Source organism: Pantoea sp. EA-12 (assembly GCF_030053355.1).
GTDB classification, from domain to species: Bacteria; Pseudomonadota; Gammaproteobacteria; order Enterobacterales; family Enterobacteriaceae; genus Pantoea; species Pantoea vagans_C.
On the sequence record NZ_JASGBY010000001.1, the window covers coordinates 234185 to 247468 of the forward strand.

Annotated in this window: 11 protein-coding genes; 4 read left to right on the forward strand and 7 right to left on the reverse strand. The window is 54.7% G+C overall.

The window, feature by feature from the left end; all coding sequences use genetic code 11:
• Positions 1-37 precede the first annotated feature (37 nt).
• Both QMZ30_RS01085 and QMZ30_RS01090 read right to left on the reverse strand, forming a co-directional pair.
• Positions 38-1384 (reverse strand): MFS transporter, encoded by a 1347-nt coding sequence (locus QMZ30_RS01085; RefSeq protein WP_283226005.1) that lies wholly within the window; start codon positions 1382-1384, stop codon positions 38-40.
• A gap of 268 nt (positions 1385-1652) precedes the next feature.
• On the reverse strand, positions 1653-2402 hold the full coding sequence (locus QMZ30_RS01090) for an IclR family transcriptional regulator (protein ID WP_283226006.1): 750 nt from the start codon (positions 2400-2402) through the stop codon (positions 1653-1655).
• Between the two features lie 247 nt (positions 2403-2649).
• Here QMZ30_RS01090 and QMZ30_RS01095 point away from each other — a divergent pair, with 247 nt between their 5' ends.
• The 3 genes from QMZ30_RS01095 to QMZ30_RS01105 are packed head-to-tail and all read left to right on the forward strand — an operon-like array spanning position 2650 to position 8058.
• Positions 2650-3993, forward strand: coding sequence for an NAD(P)/FAD-dependent oxidoreductase (locus QMZ30_RS01095; RefSeq protein ID WP_283226007.1), 1344 nt, complete (start codon positions 2650-2652; stop codon positions 3991-3993).
• A gap of 9 nt (positions 3994-4002) precedes the next feature.
• A complete protein-coding gene (locus QMZ30_RS01100) occupies positions 4003-6057 on the forward strand; it encodes a hydantoinase/oxoprolinase family protein (RefSeq protein WP_283226008.1) in 2055 nt (684 codons plus the stop codon).
• 12 nt (positions 6058-6069) lie between these two features.
• The gene (locus tag QMZ30_RS01105; RefSeq protein ID WP_283226009.1) at positions 6070-8058 is read left to right on the forward strand and encodes a hydantoinase B/oxoprolinase family protein; all 1989 of its coding nucleotides are present in this window, start codon (positions 6070-6072) and stop codon (positions 8056-8058) included.
• Positions 8059-8100: 42 nt separating this feature from the next.
• Here QMZ30_RS01105 and QMZ30_RS01110 read toward each other — a convergent pair whose 3' ends face one another.
• Positions 8101-9501, reverse strand: a complete 1401-nt coding sequence (locus QMZ30_RS01110) for a YfcC family protein (RefSeq protein ID WP_283226010.1) — start codon at positions 9499-9501, stop codon at positions 8101-8103.
• Positions 9488-10627, reverse strand: coding sequence for a M20 family metallopeptidase (locus QMZ30_RS01115; protein ID WP_283226011.1), 1140 nt, complete (start codon positions 10625-10627; stop codon positions 9488-9490). The genes QMZ30_RS01110 and QMZ30_RS01115 overlap by 14 nt, the downstream gene beginning before the upstream one ends.
• Positions 10628-10737: 110 nt before the next feature.
• On the opposite strand from QMZ30_RS01115, the gene QMZ30_RS01120 reads away from it, so the two are divergent.
• A complete protein-coding gene (locus tag QMZ30_RS01120) occupies positions 10738-11670 on the forward strand; it encodes a LysR family transcriptional regulator (RefSeq protein ID WP_283226012.1) in 933 nt (310 codons plus the stop codon).
• Positions 11671-11825: 155 nt separating this feature from the next.
• On the opposite strand, the gene QMZ30_RS01125 is transcribed toward QMZ30_RS01120, so the two are convergent.
• The 3 genes from QMZ30_RS01125 to QMZ30_RS01135 form a co-directional block, all read right to left on the reverse strand.
• On the reverse strand, positions 11826-12350 hold the full coding sequence (locus QMZ30_RS01125) for a GNAT family N-acetyltransferase (protein WP_349306820.1): 525 nt from the start codon (positions 12348-12350) through the stop codon (positions 11826-11828).
• A 68-nt stretch (positions 12351-12418) separates the two neighbouring features.
• Positions 12419-12640: a hypothetical protein gene (locus QMZ30_RS01130; protein WP_039330142.1), complete on the reverse strand. Its 222-nt coding sequence runs from the start codon at positions 12638-12640 to the stop codon at positions 12419-12421.
• A 101-nt stretch (positions 12641-12741) separates the two neighbouring features.
• Positions 12742-13257 carry a GNAT family N-acetyltransferase gene (locus tag QMZ30_RS01135; protein WP_283226013.1) on the reverse strand — a complete coding sequence of 172 codons (516 nt, stop codon included), beginning with the start codon at positions 13255-13257 and terminating at the stop codon, positions 12742-12744.
• Positions 13258-13284: the final 27 nt, after the last annotated feature.

Sequence of the window (13284 nt, forward strand, 5' to 3'; positions counted from 1 at the left end):
TGATTGGCAGCCTGAACAGCTGCCAATCTTTTTTTTATTACTTTTTGGCGGTCATTACGGATACATATTCATGTACACCAACAGACATTTGCCGATGGGGGTAACGGAAGAATAATCCGATTGAAATAAGTGATACTACTGCCACCGCAGCCACGTAATACACCAAGGTAAACGCACTGCCAGACCAGCCAATTAAAGCGGCCCCAATCAGCGGTGCCGTCCCCCCAAATAACGCCGTGCCGGTGTTGTAAGCCATGGCACCCGCCGAGGCACGCATTTCGGCCGGGAACATATCCACCAGACTGATGGTCATCCCGCTGGTGACCATCGGGAAAATCATCACCGGCACCACCGCCGCAATAATCGCGCTGCTCAGCGTGCCGTGCTCGGCGTAGGTAAACGCAAAGAACATCGCCGGAATGATCAGCACACAACCCAGCATTAACCAGCGTTTTCGTCCAATCACATCGCTGAGATAACCGTGCAGCAAGGTGCTGAAGATTAAAACAAACTGCGACACCAGCACCGCCATTGCCGCATCCGTTTTAGCTAAACCGACAAAAGTGGTGAGATAAGTGGCGAAGAAGCCGAGAATCAAATAGTTCGGCAGCGTATGGCTCATCAGGATCGACATAAACACCAGCATGTTCTTCCACTGCGAGCGGATCACCTGTGTGACAGTCGGCGGATTCAGCCGTTGCTCAATGCGCGCGCGTTCAACGGCACGAAACTCCGGGCTTTCATCGAGTTTACGACGGATGAGTAATCCGACTAAACCCAGCGGAAAACCGATGGCAAACAACACGCGCCATCCCCAGATTTCCATTTGCGCTGACGTGATCAAGGAAGAGAGTAACGTGTAGAGGCCAATTGCAATGACCGTGCCGATGTAGGCACCAATCGGCGAAAACGAGGCGCGAAACGCACGCCGTTTATCGTGACTGTTTTCCACAATGTAGTCGGTGGCCGTGGCATACTCGCCACCCGCGAAAAAGCCCTGAATCAAGCGGCAAATCACCAACAGCACCGTGGCGGTAGTACCCGCTTGCGCATAGGTTGGCAACAGCGCGGTTAACCCGGTAACCACGCTCATCCCGGTGATGGTGATCATCAACACCGAACGTCTGCCCCAGCGATCTCCTGCCAGACCTAATACAATGCCGCCAATGGGTCGCACCAGAAAACTGGATGCGTAAAGCAACAGCACCGAGAGTAATGCGGTGAGCGGTGCATCCTGCGGGAAAAATATCCGCGAAATCACGCTGGCCATCAGGCCATACAGGGCAAAGTCGAGAAACTCGACCAGATTGCCAGCTACAGCCCCAATCAGCGTTTTCCGCTGCATTTCAGGTGTCACCTTAGGAAGCGTGGCAGAAGTTGTCATGATTAACCCCATCTTCACCGCGTTACAGCACGGTCAGTTGAACGTGAGTCGGAATGAAATCACTCATTCCACATTACGGCATGGCATTCCGTTAAATACGTTAGTTGAGTGAAAAATAGACGTCAATATGCAGGTGAGAGGATTTCGCTATGGGTCACGTTACGTGAGAAAAGGCAAAGCCGGGATGAAGATAGATTGATAATAATCATATAAAACAATATGTTATTAGAAACAAGCAACGCCTCAGCGTTGCTTGTTTGTCATGTGATTAGCCTCTGGCATTTCTCTGGAAGCCAATTGCTTGCGCCGCTTTTATGGTCAGTTCGCCCCACTCCCTGATCTTCTCTTCGTGGTAGCGCGAGTCCGGCATGGAGATACAAATACTGGCTACCGGCTGGTGCGCAGCATCGAAAATCGGCGCACCAATGGCGAAAATACCCGAGCGATAATAGCCACGGTTGATGGAGTAGCCGCGATCGCGCACCTGTGCCAACTCAGCGCGAAGTTGAGCAGCATCGGTGATGGTGGCGGGATTGAACGCGCTCAGCTCGCCGTTGAGCAGAGTATCAACCTGGCTTTGCGGTAAAAAAGCCAAAATTGCCATGCCGTTTGCGGTTGAGTGGATCGGTGCTATATCACCAATGGGGCTGACAGCTCGCACCGGATGCGGGCTCTCCAGTCGATCAATTACCACCACGGCACCGTTGCCGTCGTACACTGAGACATACACCGTCTCTTGCGTCGCATTGCGTAATTCCGCCATCGGATCCTGAACCGCTGCCGCCAGTCCGCCGCCCGCCAACTCGATGGGGCGTACGCTCATTACGCGCGGGCTGACGCTCCAGCGTGGCATATCGCCCTCAATCAGCCGTAACCAGCCCGCCTCATGAAAGGTCCACAGGATGCGCTGAACCGTGGTTTTCGGCATCGACATCATCTTTGCCAATTCGCCCACGCTGACCGGCTGCTTTTCGGCGACCTTCTCCAGCACTTTCAGGCTTTTAATCAGGCTTTGCATCACTCCATCCTCGATTTTATGGACTTCAACGTTTCCGTTTGCTGTGCCGTAATATGGCACAGCCTGCCATTCGTCGCTCAGCGTTTTACGCCAGGGTCGCTCAACACGCCATCCAAACGCTTAAATTTTGTTCTTGCAGGGGCAATGAAATCATGCCAGGTTATTTTTATGGAATGGCATTCCTTATTGTGGAACGGCTAATTTTTCAGCCGCTGATTTCGTGGGTTAGTGTTTGCGAGGCGAAGTGATGGCAGGTCATCCGTCGATATTTACTGAAGATTTTAAGGCGTCACCCTATTGGTGGGAGCAGTGGCAGCCGCAAGATGCGTCTCCTGACGACGTCCCAGCAGAGGCGGAGTTCGTGATCATTGGTGCCGGTTATGCCGGGTTGTGCTGCGCATTAACGTTAGCGCAGCACGGTAAACAGGTGGTGATTCTGGAGGCCGACGTACCGGGCAGCGGTGCCAGCACCCTGAGCGGGGGTCAGGTTACCGGCGGCATTAACGTGGGCAAAACCATGTCGTCGAAAAAGGGCCTGCGGCAAGGCGGCGAGCAGTTAAAACAGGCTTTATTGCGCGACGCCGCTGAGGGTTATCGCTACCTTGAAGCCCTGATCTCTCAGCACAATATCGCCTGCGATTACCGCCAAACCGGTCGCCTGGCCGCCGCATGGATCCCCGCGCATCTGGAGGGCTGGAAAAAGCGTTTACCCTTGCTCAACGGCATTAGCCAGGTTGAGGCGCGCGTCCTGACACGTGAAGAGCTGCGGGATGAACTGGACAGCCCGGCTTACCACGGTGGGGTACTGATTAAACGTGCTGGCTTGCTCAATCCTGCACTCTACTTTGCGGGTTTGCTGCAAGCGGTGCAAAAAGCCGGGGTAGTGATTTGCAGCGGTTCGGCCGTGAGCCAGATCGATAAGCAAGGTGGGCATTTTAACGTCACGTCACGACGTGGCAGCATCAATGCGCGACAGGTGATCATCGCCACCAATGGTTATACCGGCCCGGAGATGGCGCATCTGCATGCGCGGGTGGTGCCGGTCACCAGCCACCAGATTGCCACTGAACCGCTCTCCGCTGAGCTGCGTCAATCCTTAATTCCCAACCAGCGCGGCGTGGCAGAAACCCAACGCGTGACGCACTACTTCCGTTACTCGCCCGATGGCACTCGCTTGCTGTTCGGTGGTCGCGCGCGTTTCTACTCGCTCAATCGCCAGCAGTCAGCACGCGTACTGCACCAACATTTGACCCAACGTTTTCCGCAGTTACGCGATATCAAAATCAGTCACAGCTGGGGCGGCAAAGTCGCGGTCACGCTGGATTATCTGCCACATATAGGGCAGACGCCGCAAGGCTGCTACTACGCCGTGGGCTGCAATGGCAGCGGGGTCACCATGATGAGCTGGCTCGGCCATCGCTTAGCCCGCCATTTGCTGGAAAGCACACCGCTTAATACCAGTCCTTACGGGGTGACGCCATTACCGGGCCATCCGCTGTATACCGGCAACACCTGGTTTATGCCGCTGCTTGGCAGCTACTACCAGGTGCGCGATCGCCTGGATAAATCCGCACATTCGCAAACCAATTAAGGGGGAAGTATGGGATTACGCATTGGTGTCGATATCGGCGGTTCTTTTACCGACTTCGCCGTATTTAATGAAGAATCAGGTCAGTTACACAGCCTAAAAGTGTTTTCACGCCCCGATGATCCAGGGCAGGAAGTGCTGCAGGGTATTCAGGAGTTGGTCAAGCGCTACGCCATCAACCCGGCAGATATCCACTATTTCACCCACGGCACCACGGTAGGCGTGAACGCTGTAGTACAGAAAAAAGGCGCAAAATTGGGGCTGATCACCAATCGCTATTTCGAGGATGTGCTGGCACTCGGCCGACTGAAAACCCCGGATATGTACAGCCTGCATTCCCTGCGTCCTGAGCCACTGGTGGCGCGCGAACATGTGTTTGGCATTGATGGTCGTTTAGATGCCGCCGGCAAAGTCCTCACCCCAATTGATACCCAGAGCGTGCTGGCCGCTGTTGAAGGCTTACGTGCCGCGGGTTGCGAAGGAGTGGTGATCGCCCTGCTGCATGCCTACCGCAACCCCGAGCATGAAAAGCAGGTTCAGGCACTGATTGAGGGCGCCCTGCCTGGCTTTTTTGTCTGCTGTTCCAGCGATGTCTGGCCCACCATTCGCGAGTTCGAACGTACCCAAACGGCGGTGATTGGTGCGTACGTGCAGCCTCGCGTTTCACATTATCTCGGCGCCTTACAACAGGCGCTCAAACAGGCGGGCGTGACTGCTGACCTTAAAGTCACCAAATCTAACGGCGGCGTGATGAGCGCCGAAAGCGGCAAAGCCGAGTGCGTGCAGATGATCCTGTCAGGTACGGCATCTGGCGTGATGGGTGCGGCATGGGTGGCGCGCCAGTGCGGACGCGAAAACGTAATGAGCCTGGATATTGGCGGTACCACGGCCGATGTGGCACTGATCGTGAACGGTGAGGCGCAGTACGATACCGGTGAGTATATTGGTGATTACCAAATCCATATCCCTTCGGTATCCGTGACGTCGATTGGCGATGGTGGCGGATCGGTGGCACGCGTCGATGAGTTAGGTGTGCTGAAGGTCGGCCCCGAAAGTGCAGGTTCAACGCCGGGTCCAGTGTGTTATGGGCGCGGTGGCACGCAACCCACCATCACCGATGCGTTTGTCACCCTGGGCATTCTCGGCCAGGCAAAGTTAGGCTACAACGCCGTCAATGTCGATGTTGCAGCGGCGAAAAACGCCATTGCCTCCCTCGCCGACCGTCTCGGTCAATCCATTGAAACGACCGCTGAATCCATTATTCATGTCTCCGTTTCAGGCATGTACGCCGGTATCAGCAGACTGGTTTCCCGCTTTGGCATCGATCCGCGCGCTTTTGCTCTGATGCCGTTTGGCGGTGCCGGTCCGATGATGGCCTGCTATCTGGCGCGAGCGATGCATATGCGCGAAGTGCTGGTGCCACTAACGCCAGGCGTATTAAGTGCGCTGGGAGGGTTAGTTGCTGATGTTAAGAACGATTTTGTACGCATCATCTACAGCGATTTAACCGCTGAGAGCTTACCGCGACTGGAAGCAGAATATCAGCAACTTGAGCAGCAGGCGCGAGAGTGGTTGAGCCATGAAGTGAGTGATGCCAGCAAAGGACAATTTACCCTCTCGGCTGAGATGCGTTACAAGGGCCAGTCCTTCGAGATTGAAACCCCATTGCAGCGCGATGATTTGGCGCAAGGTAACTTGGTGCCACTGCGAGAAGCCTTCCATGCTCAACACCAACACCTTTATGCCTACTGCGATCGTGATGCGCAAATTCAGGTGGTGTCACTGCGTCTGGTGGTCAGTATGCCCACGCCGAAACCTCAGTTGGAGCCGTTACCCCGCTCCGATGCTGCTCCGGTGCCTGCCGAGCATATCGATGTGTGGATGTCAGGCGAGTACCTCACCGTTCCACTGTATCAACGCGAGCAGTTAGCTGGAGGGCAGCACTTCAGCGGCCCGGCGGTAATTACCCAATCTGACACCACTGTCGCCGTGTTGCCGGATTTCCGCGCTCACGTCGATGCGCTCGGCAATCTGATCCTCACTGACCTCACCCACACCCCTCAATAAAGGAGTCGCAATATGGCTTTTGATACTTCAGGTCTGCAGATTCTGGCCAATTACTGTGTGGCGGCAGCGGAGAGCATGGCGCACACCCTGGTGCGCACCGCACACTCGACGTTCGTCAAAGAGACGGAAGATTTCTCCTGCGCACTATTGACGCCCGAGGGACTGGCTTTCGCCTCACCGAAAACCCTGGGTGCCACCTGGTATATCGGCCTCGACTATGGGCCGGTACTGGGGATGATCGACGACTATCGTCCAGGTGATGTCGCGATGACCAATGATGCCTACAGCGGCAGCGTCGCGACGCACAGCCCGGATATGGTGATGTGGAAGCCGGTGTTCTGGCAAGACAGGCTGGTGTGTTTTGTCGGTGGTCATATTCACAACACCGATGTGGGCGGCGCCGTTCCCGCTTCACTCTCTCGCACCCTGACAGAGATTCATCAGGAAGGGATTCGTATCCCTCCGACCAAAATCGTCCGGGAAGGGGTGTTAGATGAGTCGCTACTGACACTGATTAAAACCAACGTGCGTGCGCCTGAACAGAATATCGGTGATCTGCATGCGCAACTGGCCATGCTGGCCAATGGCGAGAAGCGTGTGTTGGAGATGATCGCGCATTTTGGCGTGGATGATTTCCAGCAAGGCATGGTGGCATTGCTCGACTATGCGGCACAACAGGCGGAGCGCATTCTGCAAAGCGTGCCTGATGGCGACTACTTCTTCGCAGAATACGCCGATGAAGACAGTGTAAACGGCAAGCCGATGCGGGTGGCCATGACGCTCAAAATTCGCGGCGGTCGCGCCATCCTTGATTACACCGGCAGCGACCCGCAATTACTCTCCTCGTTGAATATGCCGACAGGTGGGATGACACGCCACGCGCTGGCGCTGGTAGGCTATCACTACGTTCTCTACACCCTCAATCCCGACATTCTGCTCAATGCCGGTCTGGATCGCGTGGTGGAATGTGTACTGCCGGAAGGCAGCGTAATGAATGCGGTCTACCCGGCGGCGGTTGGTATGCGCAGTCTGACTTGCAAGTTAACGCATGTACTGACCTTTGGCGCGTTCTCGCAAGCCATACCCGACCGTCTTCCAGCCTGCGCCGCCTGCGGTTTGGCGATCCTCAATGTGAAAACCACGAATACCGCTGGGCGTTCGGTGATTGCCTCAATTGGTCCGGTAGGCGGTGGCGCAGGGGGGATGCCATTTGGGGACGGCGAAGAGGGTTCTGGCGCGAATGTGGCTTTCCTGCGTAATACGCCCGTAGAGATTAATGAAGCAGAAGTGCCCATCAGAATTACGCGTTACTGTTTGGTTCCCGACTCGGGCGGCGCGGGGAAATATCGCGGCGGCTCTGGGTTGATGATGGAGTTTCAGGTGTTCGCGCCAGATACCACCGTCACCGCGCGCAACCGCGATCGCACGCATTTCGCCTCTTGGGGCGTACTGGGAGGAATGGCGGGCAGCAACGCCATTTTCGTCAAAAACCCGGACAGTGATGCACCGGAAATGCTCGGCAACAGTGATGTGATCCGTTGCCAGGCGGGTGATGTGATTCGGTTAACGGGTGCAGGCGGCGGCGGTTACGGTTCACCGCTGGATCGCGATCCGCAACAAGTGCTGTCGGATGTGAAGCGCGGGTATGTCACTGCTGCGCGTGCCGAGCAGGATTATGGCGTGGTAGTACGTCACGATGAGTTGGATTTGATCGCCACCCAGCAGAAACGAACAGCACTGACCGAGGCGGCAGCGCCTGTTGCGCATTTCGACTTTGGCCCATGGCGCACGCGTTTTGAGCAAAGCTGGACGCCCGAGCGTTACCTGGCGATGACGGATATCTTGTCACGCGTTCCGGTGATTTGGCGTTTTCATATTAAACATCGCTTATTCGATGCGCTCGCTGCAGCGGAAGCGCAGGGCGAAACCGCGCCTGGCGGTGAAGTGATTCATCAGTTGTTTGACGCGTTCAGAGAGGAGTATCAGGCATTTCTGCAGTAGCGTTGTAGGGGCGGCCTGATGGCCGCCCACCGCATAAGTTACTTAGAAAGGACCCCAGTTAATCGCCACGCCAATCAATAAGGTCACCACGCAAATCGCAAACCAGATAGCGACCACGGGTGCAACGAACTTGATCCATTTCCCAAACGAGATATTCGCCGTTGCCAGCGCCGCCATGAGTACGCCAGACGTTGGGCTAATTGAGTTCACAATCCCCTCACCCAGCAGCACCGTTTGCACCGTGACCTGACGCGTCAGCCCAAGGTTATCGCCTAACGGTGAGAAAATCGGAATCAGCAGAGCTGACTCACCCGAGCCCGATGAAATCCCAAAGTGCATCAGCGCCGCACTGATAAACATCCCCACCGCCGCAATGGCGGGTGGCACCGGCGCCAGCAAATCAGACAGGAAGCCAACGATAGGATCGAGGATATTACCCTGCTGCAACACCACAGAGATCGCGCCCGCCATCCCGACGATAAAGCCGCCTTTCACCAGCTGAGAGCAGCCGCTCAGGAAAGTGTTGGCAATCGCAGAACCCGACATACGACCAATCAACCCCACCAAAATCGACAAGATGATGAACATCGCTGACATCTCATTGGTCGCCCAGTGCAGTTGCACCGTTCCCACCATAAACAGCAGTAGCGTTAAGGCACAGGTCGCCAGAATCAATTTATGACGACCGGTAATCGCCATTACCGGGGCGTTTTCAACCTGGACATCCGTGCGCACATGGCCATTTTTCCGCAGTCGCTTAACGGTAAAGATTAAATAAATCGCTACCGTCAACACGAAAAGCAGATTGGTGATGCCGCGCAATAACATGCCGGAGAATAGCGGCAACTGCGCCAGATGCTGGGTCAGTCCCGTTGTCGCCGGGCCTAAGAACGCGACATTAAAGCCCGCTGCGCAGGTCAGGTAAACCAAGGCCATGCCAATCACCGGCGGCAAACCAAGTGAACGCGCCACCAGCAGACCAATCGGCACAAAGGCCACAACCGAGTTTTGTACCACGCCGGTGCTGCCGAGGATGGCAAAAATCACTCCAAAGATCAGGATCAGACGGGTATCACTGATTTTGGTGCTGCGTGACAGCGAGTTCAGCGCGGTAGCAATCGCACCCGTGGCTTCAATCACCGCCAGCAAACCGCCGGTGAACAGGATGAGGAAAATGATTGGTGCGGCTTTAATCACGCCCTGTACGATCGCCATAAAGATTTCGCCGGGATACACACCCGTGCGCGCCACTTCATGCAAGCTTCCCTTAATGGCAAAGGTCACACCATTGCGGGTTTCGTGGTCAAACTTTCCTGCCGGGATAATCCAGGTAGCGACGGCCGCCAGCACCAGAATAATAAACAGCAGCAGATAAGGGCTCTGTTCGCTTTTAGCGGGAGTGGGTTGGGTGCCCGCGTGTTTCTCTACATTAACCTGTGACATTGGCATCCCCCATAATCAAACCAGCCACCAGCGCCGCACGCGCAGGAATATCCGCAATCTGGATATGCTCATGACGCGCATGAATGCCCGCACCCGTCGCGCCTAGACCGTCCAGCGTTGGAATCCCTAAAGCGGCAGTAAAGTTGCCGTCACTGCCACCGCCAACCGATTTCCCTTCCACCGTGAAACCAAGCTGTTGAGCAACGGACTGAGCACGCTGCATCAACACCAATGACTCCGCACTCTGACGCATCGGCGGACGCGACTGTGCACCCGAGACTTCGAGCTTAATGCCCGGCAGATGCGGTTGCAGTTGGGTGATTTCAGCGTGAATACGCTGCGCTTCTTCTTCGCTGGTGACGCGGGTATCGATGCCCAGCACCGCTTTATCGGCCACCACATTGACGCGATTGCCGCCCTGCGCGATCCCCACGTTAACGGTAGTACCGCGCTCTGGCGCATTCAGCCCATGCAAGAACAGCACCTGATGCGCCATCTCCTGCACCGCACTAATACCCTCTTCCGGGTTATTACCTGCATGTGCAGCTAATCCAGTGATGGCGACCTGATATTGCCCGGTGCCTTTACGCGCCACTTTCAGCGCACCGCTGCCCGCCACCGCAGGTTCAACCACCAGTACCTGCGCTGAACCCATAGCGTGATGAGATAACCAGTCACTGGAGCTGGGGCTGCCCACTTCTTCGTCGCTGCCACACAGGAAAACAATGCGCTTACCTGCCAGCAGGTCCTGCTGTTGTAAGGCACGCACCGCCCAGATGGCCTGCACCAACCCGGCTTTCATATCCAGCACGCCAGGTCCGTAAAGCTTGCCCTGTTCCTCGCGGATAGCCAGCTCACCCTCATCCCAGACGGTATCAAAATGACCCAGCACCACGGTCTGCTCACTGCCCGTGCCAAGGGTAAACTTCAGATGGTTACCGTACTTTTCCTGCACGTCAATTTCAGCGTCCACACCCAGCCGTTTGGCAAAAATCGCCTGTAGCACCTCGCCGCAGCGGTCCACCGCCGCCTTATTCATTGACGGGGATTCTGCTGCCACCAAGGTTTTGATATCCGAGAGAATTTCGCCTGAATGCTGTTGCAAATAACTTATTATATTTTTCATTACTTCTGTCCTCACCAAGTGAATCCCGAGTATGAGGATAAAATTAGGCTTAAAAAATGGGGTTTAAACGCTATTATTGTTGACCTGAGATCAACAGATAAACAAAACCTATGACGATGCTGCTCTATTCCGACAAAACCATAAGATACCTGTATGAGGTGGGTATTCACGGCGGCATTCGCCGTGCTGCGGAGGCGCTGGACGTTGATCCCGCGGCTATTAGTCGTCAGCTTTCACAACTGGCGCGCGATATGCGGTTACCGCTGTTGGAGCGTCGCGGTCGGAATGTGGTACTGACTGAAGCCGGAAAGTTGCTCGCCGAAGACTACGCGCAGACACATCAACGCCGAAGCCAGCTGGAAAGACGCTTACGTGATTTACGCCACAAACGCGGCGGTTCAATCACCATGCGCGTCGGGCAAGGCATGGTGGATGAGGTCGTGAAGTACGTGCTACAGCCCTTCTCGCAAAACTATCCTGAAGTGTTTATCGATATTTTGTCCGGTGACATGCAGACCACCGTCAGCCTGATTACCCGTGGCGAAGTGGATATGGCGGTGGGATTTGGTCCGGTTGGACCACCCGGCGTGAAATGCCATAGCTTTCATCGTGGCCCCATCTGCGCCATCGTGCATCGTGAACATCCGATCGCCTTGTATGAAAAGGTGGATGTCGCCGATCTCGCCGAGTATCCGCTGATTGGCATGGATAAAGACTTTGGCATCCAAAGTTATATGAATGTGATGTTTAACCAGGAAGGGTTGGTGTTCGCCCCGGCGTATAGCTGCAATCTGTTTACCAGCGCTATTGCCCTGAGCCAGGCGGGGATGGGGATTGCTTTTATGACTGCCAAAGTGGTGGAAGATGGCCTGTCCTCCCGCAATCTGGTGGCCGTCCCTGTTAACCACCGCATCGCCCGTGAAAGCCAGTGCCATCTGTTACGCAGCACAGACCACCGCTTCACGCCTGCGGCACAACATTTGTGGCAGTTGCTGTGCCAGTTTTTTGAGCAGACGGCGTCGGAGGAAATGGCGAGTTTGTGATGCGTCGTGCCGCTCACGAACCAATGAGGCTGAATGCCAGTGCGCATAAATGCGCACACTACTGAAACCGCGCTACAACGTTGTAGGGTTGTCATTCATGGCGACTGAAAACGCGTGCAGGCATCACAGACGCGATGCAAATAGATAACCTCCGCTTAAAGCTTTTTACCTAAACAAACGGACTCCACGTGCCCAACATAAGGGCCATAATTTTCAACCTGTTGAAAACCATGCTTGAGATAAAAATCCACCGCGCGCTTGTTGATAACACGGGTTGATAGCCGGATTTCTCGATAACCCACCTCTAACGCCCAGGTTTGTAGATACGCCAAAATTGCTGCACCCACGCCAGACACGCTGCGGTCTGAATACATGCGTTTCAGTTCGGCTGCGTCTTGCGACAGGGATCTCAGTGAACCACATCCCATCGCTCTGCCCTGTTCATCTTTTGCCAACACCCAGACAGCACGTTCTGCCTCTAGCGTTTCAGCACTGAAGTGGCTTTTGCCGTTATTCCCTGTGATAGCCGCCAATTCAGTAGAGAGTTGTTCGATAAGCTGTTGTGATTCAGGAGAAGAAGGATCGGCGGGTTCGATGGTTATCATCACTGGAACATCCTTTTTGGTCGCCATAAATAACGAATCTACCACGACAATGCACAGTTTTCGTAGGGTGCGCATTCATGCGCACCAGGATAAAAATGTATTTTAGGCTTAAGTAAGTGGCCTCAAGGACTAATGGCGAGAGATTACTTCTGTTGCTGAAGTTTCGCCTCATCCTCTTTCTTCTTTTTACTGGCCATATGATGACCCACCGCACAGCCCGCAACTGCACCCATCACGGCGTGGTGTGCAACATGCCCGGCAGCGGCACCGACTACCGCGCCCTTGAGACAGCCTTCCGCCTGAGCCTGAGAGCTGAATGCCAGAAGCAGCCCTAAAGTCACCACAACCATCGACAGATTTTTCATTACACTGACTTTCCGAAAATGAATAAGGCTGCATAAATTACCGTTAAGTCAGAACAAATGCGTGCAGATTTCACTACGGCAGCCAGGAGATTGAGAGCCGTTTAACTTCGGTTGTTGATATGCATTTCGTAAACCACACAAGGCACATCATAATGCTGCTCAATCGCTTTGTAAGTCATACCAATACGCTGCATCACGCGTTGTGAAGCATGATTTTCCGGAACGGCAACGGCCACCAGATAACTTGTACCAATCTGTTGTTTAGCAAACGCAATAACGGCCTGAGCCGCTTCAGACGCGTAGCCCTTTCCATGGTGCTCCGCGATCAGCCGCCAGCCAATTTCCAAAGGCGCACCCTCAATATTGGCTAAGTGCTGCAAGCATGTCGCGCCAACTACCTGCCCAGAAACTTTTTCCCTGATCGCCCACCAGGAAAATCCATATTTCTCCCAGCGTTGCTGAACACGCGTAATACTTTCCCATGTCTCTTCTGGTGTTTTCACTACACCATTGCTGATGTAACGCATGATGTCAGGATCGCTTTCCATCGCCCGTAAGCCATCATAATGTGCGGCCCGGAAGGGTTCTAATTTCAGACGCTCAGTCACTAACTCCATGATTCATCCTTAATTAAACGCCATATT

Coding starts and splice junctions, on each gene's coding strand:
- QMZ30_RS01085 (WP_283226005.1), bottom strand. CDS start 1,384: ATGACAACTTCTGCCACGCTTCCTAAGGTGACACCTGAAATGCAGCGG.
- QMZ30_RS01090 (WP_283226006.1), bottom strand. CDS start 2,402: ATGCAAAGCCTGATTAAAAGCCTGAAAGTGCTGGAGAAGGTCGCCGAA.
- QMZ30_RS01095 (WP_283226007.1), top strand. CDS start 2,650: ATGGCAGGTCATCCGTCGATATTTACTGAAGATTTTAAGGCGTCACCC.
- QMZ30_RS01100 (WP_283226008.1), top strand. CDS start 4,003: ATGGGATTACGCATTGGTGTCGATATCGGCGGTTCTTTTACCGACTTC.
- QMZ30_RS01105 (WP_283226009.1), top strand. CDS start 6,070: ATGGCTTTTGATACTTCAGGTCTGCAGATTCTGGCCAATTACTGTGTG.
- QMZ30_RS01110 (WP_283226010.1), bottom strand. CDS start 9,501: ATGTCACAGGTTAATGTAGAGAAACACGCGGGCACCCAACCCACTCCC.
- QMZ30_RS01115 (WP_283226011.1), bottom strand. CDS start 10,627: ATGAAAAATATAATAAGTTATTTGCAACAGCATTCAGGCGAAATTCTC.
- QMZ30_RS01120 (WP_283226012.1), top strand. CDS start 10,738: ATGACGATGCTGCTCTATTCCGACAAAACCATAAGATACCTGTATGAG.
- QMZ30_RS01125 (WP_349306820.1), bottom strand. CDS start 12,350: ATGCGCACCCTACGAAAACTGTGCATTGTCGTGGTAGATTCGTTATTT.
- QMZ30_RS01130 (WP_039330142.1), bottom strand. CDS start 12,640: ATGAAAAATCTGTCGATGGTTGTGGTGACTTTAGGGCTGCTTCTGGCA.
- QMZ30_RS01135 (WP_283226013.1), bottom strand. CDS start 13,257: ATGGAGTTAGTGACTGAGCGTCTGAAATTAGAACCCTTCCGGGCCGCA.